Annotated in this window: 17 protein-coding genes; 9 read left to right on the top strand and 8 right to left on the bottom strand. The window is 50.6% G+C overall.

Annotated elements, in window-relative coordinates; all coding sequences use genetic code 11:
* Positions 1-143: 143 nt before the first annotated feature.
* The 4 genes from AAIE03_RS02040 to AAIE03_RS02025 all read right to left on the bottom strand — a co-directional run bounded on the left by AAIE03_RS02040 (position 144) and on the right by AAIE03_RS02025 (position 4,450).
* Positions 144-1,307, bottom strand: coding sequence for a metallo-dependent hydrolase (locus AAIE03_RS02040; protein WP_019106125.1), 1,164 nt, complete (start codon positions 1,305-1,307; stop codon positions 144-146).
* Positions 1,308-1,320: 13 nt separating this feature from the next.
* A complete protein-coding gene (locus AAIE03_RS02035) occupies positions 1,321-2,715 on the bottom strand; it encodes a DASS family sodium-coupled anion symporter (RefSeq protein WP_014605220.1) in 1,395 nt (464 codons plus the stop codon).
* A gap of 75 nt (positions 2,716-2,790) precedes the next feature.
* Complete coding sequence (locus AAIE03_RS02030; protein WP_029570528.1) at positions 2,791-3,489, bottom strand: RraA family protein; 699 nt, start codon at positions 3,487-3,489, stop codon at positions 2,791-2,793.
* A gap of 1 nt (position 3,490) precedes the next feature.
* Positions 3,491-4,450 (bottom strand): hydroxyacid dehydrogenase, encoded by a 960-nt coding sequence (locus AAIE03_RS02025; protein WP_498562721.1) that lies wholly within the window; start codon positions 4,448-4,450, stop codon positions 3,491-3,493.
* A gap of 822 nt (positions 4,451-5,272) precedes the next feature.
* Between AAIE03_RS02025 and ompC the strand changes: the two genes are divergently transcribed.
* Together ompC and AAIE03_RS02015 are read left to right on the top strand one after the other, a co-directional pair.
* Positions 5,273-6,376, top strand: coding sequence for a porin OmpC (gene ompC, locus AAIE03_RS02020; RefSeq protein WP_105083405.1), 1,104 nt, complete (start codon positions 5,273-5,275; stop codon positions 6,374-6,376).
* Between the two features lie 85 nt (positions 6,377-6,461).
* Positions 6,462-6,890: a GFA family protein gene (locus AAIE03_RS02015; RefSeq protein WP_158151038.1), complete on the top strand. Its 429-nt coding sequence runs from the start codon at positions 6,462-6,464 to the stop codon at positions 6,888-6,890.
* 162 nt (positions 6,891-7,052) lie between these two features.
* Here AAIE03_RS02015 and AAIE03_RS02010 read toward each other — a convergent pair whose 3' ends face one another.
* A complete protein-coding gene (locus AAIE03_RS02010; RefSeq protein WP_158151036.1) occupies positions 7,053-10,154 on the bottom strand; it encodes a multidrug efflux RND transporter permease subunit in 3,102 nt (1,033 codons plus the stop codon).
* A gap of 147 nt (positions 10,155-10,301) precedes the next feature.
* Positions 10,302-10,589 carry a hypothetical protein gene (locus AAIE03_RS02005; RefSeq protein WP_145032823.1) on the bottom strand — a complete coding sequence of 96 codons (288 nt, stop codon included), beginning with the start codon at positions 10,587-10,589 and terminating at the stop codon, positions 10,302-10,304.
* Positions 10,590-10,837: 248 nt separating this feature from the next.
* Here AAIE03_RS02005 and AAIE03_RS02000 point away from each other — a divergent pair, with 248 nt between their 5' ends.
* The 3 genes from AAIE03_RS02000 to AAIE03_RS01990 all read left to right on the top strand — a co-directional run bounded on the left by AAIE03_RS02000 (position 10,838) and on the right by AAIE03_RS01990 (position 13,340).
* A complete protein-coding gene (locus tag AAIE03_RS02000; protein WP_013026839.1) occupies positions 10,838-11,377 on the top strand; it encodes a GNAT family N-acetyltransferase in 540 nt (179 codons plus the stop codon).
* Positions 11,378-11,577: 200 nt separating this feature from the next.
* Positions 11,578-12,276, top strand: coding sequence for a response regulator (locus tag AAIE03_RS01995; protein WP_014594389.1), 699 nt, complete (start codon positions 11,578-11,580; stop codon positions 12,274-12,276).
* Complete coding sequence (locus tag AAIE03_RS01990; protein WP_028715551.1) at positions 12,273-13,340, top strand: ATP-binding protein; 1,068 nt, start codon at positions 12,273-12,275, stop codon at positions 13,338-13,340. The genes AAIE03_RS01995 and AAIE03_RS01990 overlap by 4 nt, the downstream gene beginning before the upstream one ends.
* On the opposite strand, the gene AAIE03_RS01985 is transcribed toward AAIE03_RS01990, so the two are convergent.
* Positions 13,337-14,281 carry an ATP-grasp fold amidoligase family protein gene (locus AAIE03_RS01985; protein ID WP_161610921.1) on the bottom strand — a complete coding sequence of 315 codons (945 nt, stop codon included), beginning with the start codon at positions 14,279-14,281 and terminating at the stop codon, positions 13,337-13,339. The two genes, AAIE03_RS01990 and AAIE03_RS01985, sit on opposite strands and share 4 nt — an antisense overlap.
* Before the next feature lie 59 nt (positions 14,282-14,340).
* On the opposite strand from AAIE03_RS01985, the gene AAIE03_RS01980 reads away from it, so the two are divergent.
* The 4 genes from AAIE03_RS01980 (at position 14,341) to eitC (ending at position 17,623) form a co-directional block, all read left to right on the top strand.
* On the top strand, positions 14,341-14,526 hold the full coding sequence (locus AAIE03_RS01980) for a hypothetical protein (protein WP_498562720.1): 186 nt from the start codon (positions 14,341-14,343) through the stop codon (positions 14,524-14,526).
* 300 nt (positions 14,527-14,826) lie between these two features.
* Positions 14,827-15,825, top strand: coding sequence for a siderophore ABC transporter substrate-binding protein EitA (gene eitA, locus AAIE03_RS01975; protein ID WP_013026843.1), 999 nt, complete (start codon positions 14,827-14,829; stop codon positions 15,823-15,825).
* A complete protein-coding gene (locus tag AAIE03_RS01970) occupies positions 15,825-16,862 on the top strand; it encodes a FecCD family ABC transporter permease (protein ID WP_498562719.1) in 1,038 nt (345 codons plus the stop codon). Before eitA ends, AAIE03_RS01970 begins: the two co-directional genes overlap by 1 nt.
* On the top strand, positions 16,862-17,623 hold the full coding sequence (gene eitC / locus AAIE03_RS01965; protein ID WP_014605212.1) for a siderophore ABC transporter ATP-binding protein EitC: 762 nt from the start codon (positions 16,862-16,864) through the stop codon (positions 17,621-17,623). The genes AAIE03_RS01970 and eitC overlap by 1 nt, the downstream gene beginning before the upstream one ends.
* A gap of 406 nt (positions 17,624-18,029) precedes the next feature.
* Here eitC and AAIE03_RS01960 read toward each other — a convergent pair whose 3' ends face one another.
* Positions 18,030-18,371: a FaeA/PapI family transcriptional regulator gene (locus AAIE03_RS01960; protein WP_227022906.1), complete on the bottom strand. Its 342-nt coding sequence runs from the start codon at positions 18,369-18,371 to the stop codon at positions 18,030-18,032.
* Positions 18,372-18,477 lie beyond the last annotated feature (106 nt).

Raw genomic sequence — 18,477 nt, 5'->3', positions numbered from 1 at the left:
TGAAGATTCGCTTTTGTCGCTCGCTATTTCATCGAGTATAAGGATAACGATGAATGAGATATTGACAGGCGTCATTCCAGCTTGAGTAAAAAAAGCCTTGTTATATTCAGGTCACAAGGCTTGAGAGGCGAGGTAGTTAAAAATTAGCCGTGCAGGCGCCGATAGCAGATCTGACCATTACTGATCGTGACGCAGTTATCGATATAGCGTTCGCCTTGCAGTCTGGCTCCCTGAGTATCTTCGAAAACAATTTTTTCATTGCGCAGTTTTACCACCGAAATATCGGCAAATGCCTTCGGCTCCAGCGTACCTATCTGCCCTTGCATTTTCATGAGTCGTGCCGGCGTGCTCGTGACCGCCCTGATAACCTCAAACAAAGACATGCCCATATTGAGATATTTAGACATGACATGTAGCAGACTGTAGACCTTATCTGTACGCAGACTGTTGCGCTGCGTTAAGTCGGTGCTAATGATATCCGGGTAGAACCCCTGATCCATCGCGTTGCGGGCAACGTTAAAATCGAAATGCGCCACACCATTTGAACAGTCAAAGACTACGCCTCTTTGCTGTGCCGCCAGAACAGACGGGTACACCTCGCCCCGACCGTTGAGAATGGTATGGCCTGTCCCGTGGAAACAATGCGCATAGATATCATCCGCGTTGAAATGCTGAATGAGCTCATTCGCCGGCAGAAAGGAATCGGTGACATGCACACAGAGTGACGTCTCCAGCTCACGCGCCAGCGCAACCGTGGTTAAAAACGGATCGCTGCTGTACGACTTGCCTTTGGCAATATCCTGGCTGTAACGCAGTTTCAGCCCAAGAATATTCTCTTTATTTTCGCTTAATACCTGCCTGATGCGTGGCAGGTTATAGTTGGCCGGATTGGTGTTTTCCAGGTATCCCGTTGGCCCGCCACCCAGCGTAGACAAGCCAACATTGACCACATTAAGATAACTTTTTATCTTCACGGTAGCCGTATTAATCACGCTGTTACGGAACAACTTATAGTTTACCCAGCCACTACTGCCGGCATCGACAACGCTGGTTACGCCGTTGGGTAAACAAACCACATCCGGGTTAACGCCTATCGCCGTCCCGCCGTGGAAAACATGCGCATGAAAGTCGATCAATCCGGGGAGAACAAGGCAACCCGCTGCATCAATCACCGTTTCCGCCTCGGTGCTGTCAACGTTTTCAAGGTCAACAATACGGTTGCCGATGATGCCAATATCCCGCCTGAGGTAATCTTGTTTGTCACTGTCCACCGTCAGGCCATTTCTGATAAGCAAATCCAGTTTCATCTTTATCCTCCGGTTAAATACCTATCAATTTCCAGTAAGGAAGACCAATCAGGAAATAAACGATGACGTTAATCAGCACCATCATGGTGCCCAACAGCCAGAAGGTTTTTTGCGGCACGTAGCCACTGGAGAAGGTAAATACGCCAGCGCCGTTACCGTAGTGCGTCAGAAGTGCGCCGTAACCCGCCGAGAATGCCAGAGACAAGGCAACATACATCGGTTCTGCCTGGGTGGTCATACCGAGGGTGAACAGCACGGGATAGAAGGAGACAACAAATGCGCTGTTGGACACAAAGAAGTAACGCACAGCAAGACTGATAAAGATCAGCACGCCGATTGCGCTAAATTCGCTGAGATGAGACAGGTCAAGGTAGTTTTTAATGACGCCGACCAGAAAGACATAGAATCCCCCTTTTGACAGCGCAACGGCGCATCCGTAAAACGCACCGTACCAGACAAATGTCTGCCAGGCCGCTTTCTCGCTGACGACATGTTCCCAACTAAGGACTTTAAATAACAACAGACAGGCGAGAAAGGCAAATCCGACCGGGATAAAAGGAATACCGGTAATTGATCCCGTCATCCATCCCAAAACGCCCATGATGAAGAAGACGATCAGCAGCTTCTCTTCACGTTTGACCGGCCCCAGTTCACGCAGCCCCTGCTCAGCAATCTCATTAACGTTATCGATCTTTTTCAGTTCTGGCGCATAGACTTTGTAAAGGAGCCAAGGACACAGCAGCAGGATAAATCCGGCAGGAATGATGGCAGCCTTAAACCAGGTCATCCAGTCCAGATTAACCTTCATGATTTCGTTAGCCAGTGAAACAGTAATGGCGTTGGTTGCCATACCGGTTAAAAACAGGCTCGACGTCCCCATCGACACCACATACATCAGGATAGTGAGATAGGCGCCGATCCGGCGGCTACCCTCGTCTGGTTTCGATCCCAGTGCCTCAGCTATATTTCTGAAAATGGGATAAACGATACCGCCAGAACGCGACATATTCGATCCGGTTGCCGGGGCCAGCACCGTATCCGTTACCATCATCAGATAACCCAGCGTCAGCGTATTTTTACCGTAGCGTTTTAACAGAACGTAAGCGATACGCTTACCGAGCCCGGTAATGACAAATGCCTTACAAATAATAAAGGCACTGATGATAAACCAGACCATTGAGGTGCCGTAACCCGCGAAAAGAATATGCGGATCGATGAAGATCGATGCGATGCCCAAAATGATCAGCATAATAATCGCATCAGTGAAAGGCCGAAATACCAGTCCGCACAGCATCGCCAGATAAATGCCGACCATATGCCAGGTCGTGGCGGAAATCTCTTCAGGATTCGGTATTATCCAAAATAAAACCGGAAAGAATACGATCGGGAAAAGTTTTAAATAGAACATATTTTATTACCTTTGCTTTATCACCACGGAAGCATGGCTTCCGTGGCTTGAGCTAATCGATGTTAGCCAGGCAGACTAACGAAATACGTCGTCAATGAACTCAACGCGCTTCTCGTCCAGTGTTTTTCTGACCCAGGCACGGTTGGCGGTTCCGTTTTTGGCCGCCTCGACTTTGCTCGCGTCAAATTTTGAATAGGCTTTTGCTTTTTCAAGCAAGGCTTCCGCATCACCCAAGGGAACAACAATCACGCCATCCGCATCACCGACAATGAGATCGCCGGGCGATACCGCAACCCCGCCAACGGCAATCGGCGTATTGACCTCGCCGGGGCCTTCTTTAAACGGGCCAGCCGGGTTTGACCCCGTGGCAAACAGAGGAAAGTCCAGTACCGATAAGGCATCAATATCGCGGATGGGCCCATCCAGAACGATACCGGCGATTTTCTTGCAGTAATGGGCGTAAGCCACCATGATTTCGCCCATCAACGCCCGAGAACGGTCGCCTTCGTTGGATACCACGATGACGTCGTTTTCCGTGGCCATATCCAGTGCTGCGTGAAGCATCAGGTTGTCGCCAGCCCGGGCTTTAACGGTAATGGCATAACCCGCCATGACCGGTTTTTGTGGTGAAGAAATACGCTGAATACCGTTGCCCAGTACGGCAATACGATTCATGGTGTCCGCAATATTCGCAGCGGGCAGTTGCGCGTACGCTTTGAGTAATTCAGGGTTGCCTTCAGGACGTTTTAAATAAATACGATTGCCAATAGTCATCTTATTCTCCAAAGCCAGGAACGGGCCAGGTGGGTTTTTTACCAGACAAAACCTCATCAATACCGATTGCGGTATGCAGTGAAGCTCTGTCAGTGGCTTCTTTTGTGGCGGCACCAATATGCGGACCAATCACGACATTACTGAGTGAGAAAACAGGATCGTTCGGGTCGAAGGGTTCTTTCTTTAAGACGTCCAGGCCGGCACCGGCGATAAGATGGTTAGCGAGCGCGTGATACAGCGCTTTTTCATCCACAAGCTTGCCGCGAGCGGTATTAATGAAATATGCAGTGGGCTTCATCATGGCAAATTGCTTTTCGCCGACGAAATCCTGGGTTTCCGAGGTGGTTGGACAATGCAGAGAGACAAAGTCACTTTCCTGAAAAATGCGGTCAAAGTCCTCGGTACGCTCCACGCCTTCTGGCATTTCCGCCTGGGTTTTATAGGGATCGTAAGCAATGACTTTCATGTTGAAACCGTGCAGCGCTTTGAGCGCGACGCGCGAGCCAATATTACCGACGCCCACTAAACCAAGCGTTTTACCGTCCAGTTCGACCTTTGGCGTGCGCAATTTAGCCCAGTAGTAATCCTCCAGCATCTTCTCTTCAACCAGCCTGAAGTTACGCGAGCAGTGCAACATGTAGAAAATAGCCAGTTCTGCTACGGACATGCTGTTAGCAACGGGCGCGTTCAGAACAACAACGCCATGACGTTTGGCCGACTCAAGGTCAACAGTGTCGTAGCCCGCGCCGTGCCGGGCGACGACTTTCAGTTTCTTTGCTGCCTCAAAAACGCGGTCAGACATTTTTGATAGCCGCACAATAATGCCGTCGCAGTCAGGAATATCACGAATAATGTCGTCTTCTTCCATACCTGAACCGGTAATCAGCTCATAACCCCGACTTTCTAAATAAGCGCGCCCATCTGCCATTATTTCCTGAGGGAGCAAAATTTTATATGCCATGTAAACTTCTCCTGTGTTGAATACGCAGAATGTATTGCAGCGTGCGTGCCAACACCGAAAGAATAACAATCAAAAAATATAATCATTTGATTTTATGATATTTCATAGCCTCAATGTCCCAGACATGTGGTCGCATAAGAGTGATGATTATCACGCATAAAAAACGGGAGCTTTTCAAAAAGAAAAGAGAGATTGATTAACCATTTCATTCTGAAAGTGAAGATGTGAGGCAGTTAACGGTGAATGGATGTTGAGAAACTCAACAGTTTTGCTGAGGACGTAGATCCGGGAAGATAAACACGGTTAACAAATACTTGTGATAAACATATCCACTTTTTTAAACACCTCGTTCTTATTAAACACTATTTTAACAAAGCGCAAATAAACGCTGTACATTATTAATCCGTCTCTCAGGGTAAGATCTCACCTTCAGTGTCAATAAATGCAAAACCTTTAATTACGTAAAAACACTTCCCTCATCTTTATTCTTTTATTAATGAAGTTATAAAAACCAGAGAATGCCAGAAAAAACAATTAACAAATAAGTCATAATAAGAACAAAAAAAAGAACCCATAAAAAACAACGGAGCATTAAAAAAATAGCAACAACGACAATATAAAAACAATAATTTTAAGACAAGCAGAAAACACACCAGCCCTTCTATTTAGACGCAGATCATACAAACACAAATAAATCGAAATGGCAGGAAACTTATTATTGAATTCATACCGCATTGTCATTTAAAAGTAGTGAGCCATTTAAGCGCGCCTCATCCATCAGTGGTTCTCGTTAATATAAAATAAAACTACAGGATTTCTCTCATGAAACTTAAATTAGTTGCAGTGGCAGTAACTACATTGTTAGCAGCAGGTGTAACAAATGCTGCAGAAATCTATAACAAAGACGGTAATAAATTAGATCTTTACGGTAAAATGCAGGGATTGCACTATTTCACCAGTGATAAAGGTGAACGTGGTGACAATTCATATGCTCGCCTCGGTGTAAAAGGGGAAACGCAGATCACCGACCAACTGACCGGATTTGGTCAGTGGGAATACAACATGCAGGCGAACCGCGATGAAAAATCTGAGAGCCAGTCATGGACGCGCTTAGGCTTCGCGGGGCTCAAATACGGTGACTATGGTTCGTTCAACTACGGCCGTAACTACGGCGTGGTTTACGATGTTACCTCCTGGACCGACGTGTTGCCGGAGTTTGGCGGCGACACCTATGGCTCCGATAATTTTATGCAACAGCGTGCCAATGGCCTGGCGACCTACCGTAATACCGACTTCTTTGGCCTGGTATCCGGACTTAACTTTGCCTTACAGTATCAAGGCAGAAACGGCGGTGCTGATGCTGAAGGCAACAGTGTGACGAATAATAACCGTAATGCTGCGAAGCAAAACGGCGACGGCTACGGTGCAGCAGTGACCTATGCCTCTCCTCTGGGCATCAATGCCGGTGTGGCCTATTCTCATTCCAAACGCACACTGGACCAGAACGGTCTGGCATTGGGTGAGGGTGATAATGCCGAAACGTATTCAGCCGCGCTGAAATACGATGCCAATGCCGTTTATCTGGCGGCACAATATACCCAAACCTACAATGCCACACGCGTTGGTAATGGCAACCCAGGTTTCGCCAACAAAGCACAGAATTTCGAAGTCGTTGCGCAGTATCAGTTCGACTTTGGTCTGCGCCCCAGCATCGCGTATCTGCAATCAAAAGGGAAAGATCTTGAAGGCTTTGGCGACCGGGATTTAGTGAAATATGTTGATTTAGGTGCGGCCTATTACTTCAACAAAAATATGTCAGCCATTATCGATTATAAAATCAACCTGCTGGATGAAACCGACTTCACTCAGGCAGCGGGCATTTCAACTGACAATATTCTGGCCGTCGGTCTGGTTTATCAATTCTAATTCCGACGCACTCGTGTTAAGCCAGCTCTCAGAGCTGGCTTTTTTATCACCCGCATATTTACCGCTCTGGGGTACAAGGATGGTTTTGACAACATTTACCGGGCGTTGCCTTTGTGGTGAGTGTCAGTTCGCCGTCGAGATCGATGAAATGAACGTGCATGCCTGTCATTGCACGTTGTGTCAAAAATGGTCAGGCGGGATTGCCATGTACATGGAAGCGGCCAGTGCGCCAGCATTACTCAGGCAGTCAGCCTCGCCCTCATGTTTCACCTCGTCCTTACAGGGTAAACGCTATTTTTGCCCCGGCTGTGGTTCTCCAATGTGGTTGTTGTTGACTGACAGCCAACGGTATTTTATTCCCTGGACACAGCTTGACCTGACTGAAGATGTGCAGCGCCGTCTGGTACTGGCCGCTGAAATCTGCACCGAGACTCAGCCTGCCTTCTGGCGCCTTACAGGGCAATATGCCCGCTTTAGTGGCAAAGCGTTCGAAGCCAGAATGCCGCACCGCTAATCGGTTCCCTCAGCCATCCCTCATGCACTGACGCCAGCGGCGCAGTCACGCCACATCACAGCAGTAAAGATCATCACGCCATCTTAACGACCTAATACGCTATCTGACCCGACAAGCGGACGAATGGCTATGTTGCCCTCGCCCGGCCTGATTCAGAGGCGCTTAGCGCTGCTTCGGTTTTAGTTTTTCGACCGCCTTCATCACTGAAAAATAGAACAGGGGTACAAAGAATATTGCCAGCAGCGTGCCGCTGATCATCCCACCAAATACGCCACTGCCGATCGCCTGCTGCGTTCTGGCACTTGCTCCGCTAGCCAGCATCAAAGGTACCACGCCCAGGGTAAAGGCCAGCGACGTCATCAGGATCGGGCGTAAACGCATCCGCGAGGCTTCCAGCGTTGCCTCAACCAGCCCTTTGCCGCCTTCGTGCATCTGTTTAGCAAATTCGACAATCAGAATGGCATTTTTTGCCGACAGTCCAATAATCGTAATCATGCCAACTTTGAAGAATACGTCGTTCTGCATATCCATCAGGCTGACGGCAATGACCGCGCCCAACAGGCCAAGCGGCACGACCAGCATAACGGAGACCGGCACTGACCAGCTTTCATAAAGCGCCGCCAGCACCAGGAACACCACCAGCATGGACAGCACCATCAGCATAGGCGCTTCAGAGGCCGATTGCTGCTCCTGTAACGAGCCACCGGTCCACTCTATTGCAAAACCTTCTGGCAGCTGTTTCGCCAGCCGGCTCATCTCGTTCAGCGCATCGCCACTTGAATAGCCGTGTGCGGGATTGCCGGTTATCTTGATTGACTGATAACCCTGATAACGAACCAGCTGCAACGGGGAGGTTTCCCACTCCGCATGAACAAACTCAGCGAGCGGTGCCATTCCGCCGGACGCATTGCGCACGTATAACCTGAGAATATCCTCGGGTTGCATACGATATTTCGCATCGGCCTGAATGATGACCTGCTGCATACGATCGCTGTTGGGAAAATCATTGACGTAAAGCGAACCTATCGCGCCGGAAAGCGTCTGGCTGATCTCATCAAAAGCCACGCCCATCGCAAAGGCTTTTTGTCGATCGATATTAAGCCGGATCATCTGCCCATCGGGTAAGCCGTCAACGTACACATCCCGGACGACAGAACTTTTCGCCGCAAGCGCCAGCAACTGCTCTTCCGCCTTTTTCAGCGCCGCATAGCCTTTGCCGCCGCGATCCTGCAGGCGCAACGTAAAGCCCGATGAGTTCCCCAGTTCGTCAATAGCCGGGGGGATCAGATTAAAGGTTTCCGCTTCAGGATTCGCTGACATCACTTTCTGCGCGCGCGCGGCTTCAGAAAAGGCGGTGGCCCCCTGACGATCTTCCCATCCTTTTAAGGTGGTGAAAGCCATGGCGGAGTTAGGCCCGGAACCCGCAAAGCTGAACCCCATTATCGCGATAGTTGACTGCGTCGCCGGGCTTGAAAGCACCTGCTGTTCAAAAGCTTTTACCACGTTCAGCGTGCGTTCGCTGGTCGCGTCCGAGGGGAGCTGAATGGAGGTCATAAAGTAGCCCTGATCCTCCTCCGGCAGAAACGAAGACGGCAGGTTTTTTATCGCCAGGAAGAACAGCAGGCACAGCGCCGCATAAACCGCTAACGCACCGCCTACCCGTTTTAATAAACGGCTTACGCCCTGGCCGTAAAGGTAAGTCATTGCTGCAAACTTATGGTTGAACCAGCCAAAGAAGCCCTTTTTCTGATGAGCATGCCGATCAACAGGTTTTAACAGCGTGGCACACAGCGCCGGCGTCAGGCTGAGCGCCAGGAAGGCGGAGATCAGGATAGAAACCGCCATTGAGAGCGTAAACTGCCGGTATATCGCCCCAACGGAACCACTGGACATCGCCATCGGGATAAAGACCGCGCTCAGCACCAGCGTAATCCCGATGACCGCACCGGTAATCTCCTTCATCGCCTTTTGCGTTGCCGCTTTCGGGCCCAGCCCCTCTTCCGTCATTATTCGTTCGACGTTTTCCACCACCACTATCGCATCGTCAACGATGATTCCAATCGCCAGCACCATACCGAACATGGTTAATACGTTGACCGAGAATCCCGCCAGCAGCATCACGGTAAAGGTGCCCAGCAGCGCAATCGGCGCAACAATCGCCGGGATAAAGGTATAGCGAACATTCTGTAAGAACAGATACATCACAAGGAAGACCAGTATCATGGCTTCGATAAAGGTATGAATGACCTTCTCAATCGAGATCTTCACGAAGGGCGTCGTATCAAACGGAATGCTGTAAGCCATTCCCTCTGGCATAGCCTGACGCAGCTCGTTCAGACGGAGTTTGATCCGCTCTGCGGTTTTAACCGCATTGGCGCCTGGCGAAAGCTGAATCGCTGCGGCGGTAGAGACGCGTCCGTTTTCACGGGTGGCAAAACTGTAGGTTTGCGATCCGAGCTCAACCCGCGCCACGTCGCTCAGCACCACGCGAGATCCATCCGGATTGGCGCGCAGGGTAATACTGGCGAATTCCTGGGGTGAACCAAGCTGGCCTTTGACCAGTAGCGGATAGCTGACCTGCTGGCCAGCAACCGCCGGTGCGTCACCGGTCCGTCCGGGCGCGATCTGGGTATTTTCCGTGTTGATTGCCCGACTGATATCGCTGACGGTCAGGCGATACTGGCTAAGCTTGACCGGATCGACCCAGACCCGCATCGCTTTCTCTGCGCCAAACAGCTGCACGCGGCCCACGCCTTCAATACGACGAAGCTCTTCCGTGATATTGCGTGAAAAGTAGTCGCTCAGATCGGCTTCAGTGAGTTTGCCATCTTTAGACGTCAGCCCGACGATCATCAAAAAGTTAGCGCCCGAGGCCTCAACGCTCAGGCCATTCTGCCGCACGACCTGGGGCAGGCGCGGCTCAATCACTTTGATACGGTTTTGCACATCAACCTGAGCCAGCTCAGGATCGGTGCCGGGCGCAAAAGTCACCGTAATGGATGCCATACCGCTGGTATCGCTGGACGATTCGTAATACAGCACGTGCTTTGCCGATGAAAGCTCACGCTCAATCAGCGCCACCACGCTGTTGTTCATGGTTTCCGGCGTTGATCCTGGATATGAGGCGGTGATGCTGATCGTCGGCGGTGCCACCGAGGGATAAAGCGCTACGGGTAATTTTGGAATGGAGAGCAGGCCAAACAAAATAATAAAAACGGCAATAACCCAGGCAAATACCGGTCGATTAATAAAAAACTGAGGCATGATTTACCCTGACTGAATATAAAAAAGATGAGGGCAGAAAACCGTCACCTGTTACGCTGCAAGCCACACACGTGTGCGTGCTTTTTAAAGTAAGACGCCAGTCTGTCAATTCATCGTGGTGGTAACTGGCTTGTTTGCTGTGTGCATTTACGCCTCCTTTAGTCGGCGCAGCGCGACCTTATACAGGAGCCGGGTCACGCGCCCGCCCCGGCAGGCCAGCGCATTGGTGGTGACCGCCTCCCAGAACGGCGTCTGGGCGGTTCGCTCATAGCGATTAATCTTTTTCACTGGCCGATACATCGTCGCGATCGCGCTTCTCCCCTTAACGCTTAACGCTTGCTGTAGCGGTGTGACGCCGGAAGGATGCAAACCGGTGGTGAACAGCAGCAAAAATAAAAAGCAAAAACCGGACCTCACTAAATTACGCGGCGTCATCACGAATACTCTCCAATAATGCGCATTATTCCGGAGTGTACCCGCCTGACAATGACCTATTATGTAAAGTTTATGGAGAGAGTATGGATAGGTAAAAATAAAAAAACGTCGCACACCGCGCAATATATTCGATAGACAATTTAAAAGCGCAGGACATAATATATGCTGAACTTTGACAGGGACAGAGATTATCTGGACACAAAATTACAAGGTATTCGCCTTTATTTTATCCCGGGAAAGGGTTTGAGATGAAAATAGCTGAAAGTGAACGCGTCTTCATCAGGCGTTTTTTGCAACAGGATGCTCAGGGCCTGTTAAATTATTTATCCGCGCCTTATCCGGCCTGCTTTTTCGATGAGAAACTGGCCGATCTTGAGGCCGCCGTCAAGGAGGCGCGGAAAAGGAGCATTGACGCCACGCAGTTTGCCCTGTGTCTGCAACAGACAGGCGAATTAATCGGTCATCTTTTTGCCTGCGATGACGAAGAACCGGATGCCCGTACCCGGAACGTGGGATGGTATCTGAATCCTGCCTATCAAGGCCATGGCTATGCTCAGGAAGCCGCAATCTGCCTGTTTAATTATTTATTTCGGATAAAAAATGTCAGGCGGATTTATGCCTATGTCGCCGATGACAACGCAGGTTCGCAGCGATTATGTCAGCGTTTGGGGATGCGGCTGGAAGGATGCTTTAAAGAGCATGTGTCATTCACGGATCACAATGGCATCGCGATTTATGAAAATACGCAGGTTTACGCCATCCTGCAAAGAGAGTGGTGCATCAGCTAATCGGCGTTCCATGCTTTCTGTCGCCGCGTGACGTTGCTTTTCTTTTGGCTAAGGTCTGATTGTGGGTTTCATGCTGTGCGCAGTGCTTTTGCTGGTCTGCCTGTCATGACAGGCGTAATGTTCCTGATGATAGGACGCGCTTCTCCTCCGGCTGTGCTGCCCCATCATCCGCAACAGGTGTTTTTAATTTTGAGGGCGTTATGAGCAACGACAATCTAATCCTTGTGGCAGAGGATGACTTTGAAATCTCTGATATATTAATGAGTTATATCAAACGCGCCGGAATGAAAGCGGTACATGCGGCAGAGGGGGAAAGCGCTCTGGCCTTAATTAAAACCTTACAGCCTGACCTGGTGCTGCTGGATATCCAGTTGCCGCTAATCGATGGCTGGAATGTGCTTTCAACGTTGCGTAAAGAAAGCAACACGCCGGTGATCATGGTGACCGCGCTGGATCAGGATATTGATAAGCTGATGGGGCTTCGCCTGGGTGCCGATGACTATATCGTTAAACCCTTTAATCCTTCGGAAGTGGTCGCCCGTATTGAGGCCGTGCTGCGCAGAGCAAAAAATCAGGCTGTCCCTCAATCCCTGATCAGAACCCGCTTTATGACCATCTACACCGATGAGTTCTGTGTGGAGATCCACAGCGGTGGACAGACCTTTACGCCGGTGCTGACCACCACAGAATTCAAGCTTCTGACGCACATGGCAAAATATCCCCGTAAGGTCTTCAGCCGTGAAGAGCTGCTCAATGCCTGCCTGCCCGAAAGCGACACGCTCGACAGAACCGTAGACAGCCACATGAGTAAGTTGCGTAAAAAATTTGAGGGCTGTGGCTTAAACGGCGTACCGGAAAGCATTCGTGGGATAGGCTATCGGCTGGGTGAACAGAAGTGAATAAAGATAAAGCGCTCAGTCGGCAAATTCTTCTGTTTATGCTGTCCCTGACGTTCACCATCATTATTGTGGCCGTGGTCGGTTCCTATCTGTTTTACAGCTTCATTATTGAAAATTTCCCCGGCGGTTTGTCCGCCAGCAACAGTGAAAGCATGACGGTTTTTGACTGGGTCTGGATCGCTATCAGCTCGATAATCAGCTTCCTGATTGCCTTACTGTTTGCTTTCAAACTCTCCGCCAAGATACTGAATCCCCTGAGTTCCGTTGCCACCAGTTTGCGCCGGATTTCTCAGGGCGATTTGAGCGCCCGCGCCGCAAACAGTCAGAGCAGCCTGGGGGAGGTGAATACGTTAGTCAGGGACTTTAACGAAATGGCGGAAAAGCTGCAGACGCTGGACAACCAAAGAAAGTCCTGGAATGCGGCGATCGCCCATGAACTCAGAACGCCGGTGACGATTTTACGCGGCAGGCTGCAGGGGCTGGTTGAAGAGGTGTTTGAACCCGATCCGCCGTTGTTCAAAAGCCTGCTGCGGCAGACAGAAGGATTATCACGGCTTATCGACGATTTGCGCGTCGTGGGAGCGGCAGAAGGCGGATCCTTTACGCTGGATGTGAAAGCCGTGGCAATGAGCGACGTGCTGGAAAACGTTGGCGCATCGTTTTGTCACCCGTTTCGGGAGCAGGGATTTAACCTCATCATTGAGCAAAATAATGCCGTTACGCGGTGTGATCCGCTGCGCATTATTCAGTGCCTGACCATTTTATTTGATAACGCGCTTAATTACGCCACACCGGGCATCGTCAGGGTCCGAAGCGGATATCGGGACAACCTGTTTTTTATTGAGGTGGAAGATACGGGGCCGGGCGTGCCCGACGATTTCCAGCGTCATATGTTTGAGCCGTTTCAACGCGGCGCCGCAGGTCGTGCGATAAACCCGGCGGGATGCGGGCTGGGTTTATCCGTTGCGAAGGCGATTATGCAGGCTCATGGGGGCGATATTCGTTACCGCACATCATCCCAGGGCGGCTCCCTTTTTTTACTGCGCTGGCCTGACGCTGACTAGCGCAAGTCTACCTCTGGGCTTGAAGGCAGGCGGAAGGTTTTATGGTACGCCTGCTGTTGCCACATCGCGCCAAGTATCGCGTCCCATTCCTGGGGAATGATTTTGAGCTTACCGCGCTGTGGCGTAAGCGTGATCTCGCTGAAGTACAGGCTGTCGTCCTTTAGCATTAAATCGACCCGGCAATAGTCGATATCTTTTGCCAGCGCCTGCGCAGCAGAGAGGGCGCGATAAAACAGCGCCGGTTCCGGTATAAAAACAGGATGATGGGGATAGGCTATCTGGAAGGGCTGCAGTTCCCATTTTCTGTTGTACACATTCACGTACTCCCTGCCCTGTTCATCAGTAAAGTCGGCTTCGATAATGCTCGCATTGCCATCGAAGCAGTGAATACGCAACATTTCGGGCGTAGTGCTTCTGTCCCTTCCCTCAAACAGTTCAATATATTCTTCACACAGAATGGTGGGCGTAATGTCTTTGTATTGCCACTCTCGCGTGCAGTAATACATGTTCTTTTTCAGGGCTAAATCCAGCGTTAATAAAGCAGACTGACTATCGAACGCCGTTTTGTCTTTGCAGATTATCGTGCTGCCACTGTCGTGATTGCACTTTAAAACGAAGGTATCGGGCAACGCGGCAAAATCAATCTCTTTGGTGCTTTTATAGGTCTTAATTAAGGGCGCGACCGTGACTTCATCCGTGCGGCTGGAAACGTAGTGACGGACAGCGAGCTTATCTGCCAGCAGCGTATAAAGCGGCTTCCTGTCATAGAGCAGCCTGTAGCACATTTTTTCATTCAACGTGACAGGATGAATCAGATCCGGCTCTCTGTTTAACAACGGGCGCAGTCGTTGCGTATGGAAAAGTACGTCGCTAATTAAAAAACACCTGACGATTTTGAGGTTATATTCAACATATTTAGCGATATAGTTCAGCGTCTTCATCTTATCCTCCCCGAAAGTGGCAGGATGATAAGCAGAATAGATTGCTGGAGTTTGTGTGAATGATGGAGCAGAGATGGAGCCGCCAGCCCTTGCCGAAAACGTCGCTGGCGCTGCAGACGCGCCGCGCCGGGGCAACGCAGACGCCTTCCCGCGTAACGCGCTCGCAACCTAGTCAGTCAGTCAGTCAGTCAGTCAGTCAGTCAGTCAGTCAGTCAGTCAGTCAGTCAGTCAGTCAGGAACGCTAAACCGCGCATTGCCGTACTTCACCCTCTTCTCATGGTTAATATTATTTCATCTATCATTACATTAACTATTACTCCTCTAATTGTAATGAAGGGTTTACTCATCTGTTTTAGCTCAGTGTTATTTATTTTAATAATGACCAGGCTGGCACGTTGATTCCTTTCACTCAAGTAATTTTTATATATTTCAGCTAAAAGCCAACTCATATAATAATGATTTCTATTTACATTTTAGGTCTGATAAAATCCGCCGCGCCAGAATGTTAAAAGCACGCAGTCTCATTTATTAATGGACAGATACTAATGAAAAAAATGCTTAGCCTGTTAAGTTTTATTTTCCTGACAACGAGTTCCGCCTGGGCAACCACCTATCCTCTGACGATTGAAAACTGTGGTCAGAAAGAAACATTCACCAAGGCACCTGAACGCGTGGTGGCGCTTGGGCAGAATACCGCTGAAATTCTGCTGCTGCTGGGACTGCAGGACAAAATGGTGGCCAGCGCATTCTGGCCGACCAAAGTCTTACCGCAGTTAGCGGAACAAAATGCCAAAGTGCCGGTACTGACCGTCGAGATCCCAACGCTGGAATCCATTCTGGCGAAGAACCCCGATTTTGTTGCGGCACAGATCCAGCTGCTGATGGGGCCGAACAGCAAGGTCGCCAAACGTGAAGACTTTGAGTCAGTGGGCATCAACACCTATCTGTCTCCGGGCATGTGTGCCACAAAACAGAACACCGGCGATATCTACGGTAGCCGTGCCACGCTGTGGAATATGTCCTACGTTTATCAAGAGATCGCCGATTTTGCCAAAATCTTTAACGTAGAAGATCGCGGCCAGCAGGTGATCAACGACTTTAAAGCACGCGAAAGCGCCCTGAGAAAAGCCTTCCCGAAAGGTAAGAAAGATCTCTCCTTCCTGTTTTGGTTCTCCAGCTCCTCGCCCTCTGCCGACGCTTACGTCGGCGGTAAGAACGGCGCATCCGGTTTTATTGCCAATGTGTTAGGCGGCCATAATGCGATCACCACTGAAACTGAATGGCCCACCGTGAGCTGGGAAAGCATTATTGCCACCAATCCGGATGTGATCGTTGTGACCAGCCTTGACCGTAATCGCTGGAAACTGGATAACGCCGAAGAAAAGATTAAGTTTCTGAAAAGCGATCCGGCGGTCAGCCAGCTGGATGCGGTGAAGAAAGGCCATATCGTGGTGATGGACGGTCAGGCAATGAACCCGACGATTCGTACCCTTTACGGGGCAGAACAGGTTGGCGAACAGTTACGTAAGATGGGCCTGAATTAATGCGTGAAGGGGTTGTTCAGGCACGACGTGGCATGGGTTTTATTGCTGTCGCAATCATCGCCATCGTCGTGCTGTTTATGGTTATCGCGCTCGGCGTCAGCGTAGGCGAATTATCGATACCGTTGAAATCCGTGGTGTACACCGTGACCAATAAACTGGGTATGACGGATGTGCCCGTGAACCGTATTCACGAAAGCGTTATCTGGGACTTTCGTTTAAGCCGTGCGCTGGTTGCGGCGCTGAGCGGTGCCGGTCTGGCCATTTGCGGTGCTGTACTGCAAAGCCTGTTGAAAAATGCCCTTGCCGAACCTTACGTACTGGGCGTTTCTGCCGGCGCATCGACGGGTGCGGTATTGATCGTGGTCTCGGGCGTCGGGGCCGGTGCGATTTCCCTGTCGCTGGGCGCCTTTACCGGCGCCTTTGCCGCCTTTGCCTTTGTTGCACTACTCACCAATGGCGCACGCGGTGGCACAGAGCGTACCATTCTGGCGGGCGTGGCAGCGTCGCAGCTTTTCAATGCGATTACCGCCTATACCATCAGTACTTCAGCCAATGCCCAACAGGCGCGTGACGTGATGTTCTGGTTGTTGGGTAGCTTTAGCGGCGTGCGCTGGCCTGAGTTTCAGCTGGTTTTGATGATAGTGGTCATCGGTTTAGCGGTCTGCCTGTATTATTCCCGCGCGCTGGACGCATTTACCTTTGGTGACGACGCCGCCGCCTCGCTGGGGATTCCGGTCGGCGTGGTGCGTCTGGTGCTGTTCACGGCAACCGCCCTGATGACCGCCACGATTGTCAGTATGGCTGGCTCGATCGGTTTTGTCGGCCTGGTCGTTCCCCACGTGATGCGCTTCTTTTTCGGCCCGCTACACAGCCGCTTACTGATTGCCTGTGCCATCGCCGGCGCGATTCTGATGGTCCTGGCGGATATTGCTTCACGTATGTTGATTGCGCCGCAGAGCCTGCCGGTTGGCGTCGTGACCGCGCTGGTTGGCGTGCCTTTCTTTGCAATTATTATTTATCGCTCCAGGACGCAATAATGAGCATCAGCGCGGAAAACCTTACCTGGCGGGTAGGAAAAAAAGTCATCGTTAACGATGTGTCCCTGGCGGTCTCGTCGGGCGAAACCGTAGGCTTACTGGGGCCCAACGGATCCGGTAAATCGTCGCTGCTGCGCCTGCTGGCCGGTCTGCGTAAGCAACACACGGGCAAAGTGATGCTGGATGGCAAGGATCTGTCCCTGATTGCCAGAAAGCAGCTTGCCCGCCGTGTGGCTTTTGTTGAGCAACATGCGTTAACCAGCGCCAATATGACCGTACGTGATGTCGTAAAGCTTGGAAGGATTCCGCATCACTCCCCTTTTTCCAGCTGGACACATCACGATGATGAGATAGTGGAAGCCGCGCTGACGCGAGTGGATATGTGCTCACGCTGCGATCAGGGCTGGCAGAGCCTGTCCGGCGGTGAACGCCAGCGCGTACACATCGCCAGAGCATTAGCCCAGGCGCCCAATGAAATTCTGCTTGATGAGCCCACTAACCACCTGGATATTCACCATCAGATCCAGCTGATGAAACTCATTAGCGAGCTTCCGGTCACCAGCATTGTCGCCATTCACGATCTGAATCATGCGGCGCTGTTTTGTGACCGGCTGATTGTGATGCTGGAGGGCGAACTGATTGCGCAGGGAACGCCTGATGAGATACTCACAGAGTCGCTTCTGTGGGACGTGTTCAAGGTCAGGACGAAAATCGAGACGTCGCCCGTCCATGGCAAGAAGCATATTCATTACTATGCCTGATTCAGTGCTGCGTTAAATGTTTAACGCGATGTCACCGTTTCCGCTGCGCCCGGCCAGCCGTTTGTGATCGCCTGTTCTGCCTGCCGGTTTGTGTTTACTCTCAGCTTTTATTCGGTCGTGCCCCTTCAGGCCGCTTTCTGTGCAAGGACGGGCTGCTTGTCGGGCTGCCAGACTTGTCGCGTGCTACGGCGCGCTTGAGACGAGGGCGTTTTTGCCGTGCTGGCCGAAATCTCATCATGGGCAGCCAGCTTGCTGCTGCGCTGCTCCCCTTTCCCCAGGCCATACTAAGCTGGCGCTTTTTCCTTTCATGCACGCCGTTGCCATGCTGATAATGTGTTGTCCCTTAAAAAAAGCGTAGCGTTCAGGGCTGGGCCTGTTATCACGACAGAAATAAGATAATTAAAACTCAGAGGATGAACCACTTGCAGGATTTACGCCCGGGTTCTTTTTTTAATAAACCACTGTTTTCCAGTTTCAATAACCAGTTTCGCGCAGCATAAATAGACATATCGCATTCATCCGCGACATCACGAGTCATGATGCCTTCCGCCTGGCGCTTTATCAGGCACATCATCACATCTTTCATTTTTGGTTTTTTTTCCGTTTCCTGAAGCTGATTCCATTTCGCCTCACACTGAATTTTATAAGCTAAATTTTTCATCGCTGGCTCCCCGTAAGGTAAAAATCCGACTTCATTTTCGAAATCAAACGCTTGTATAAGCGCGTATCGGCGACGGCTCTCTGCCACAACCGACCGCAATCTTAACCGACGATGCAATTTAACAATTACCGCCCTCAGGCAACCACAAACACTTATCCACGCTTATTTTTAGATTTAATATTCTGAATTTATA

The sequence above is a fragment of the Pantoea sp. Ae19-2 genome (genome assembly GCF_059801205.1).
Note: the sequence above shows the minus strand (reverse complement) of the source record. Positions and strands in the feature narration are given on the sequence as shown.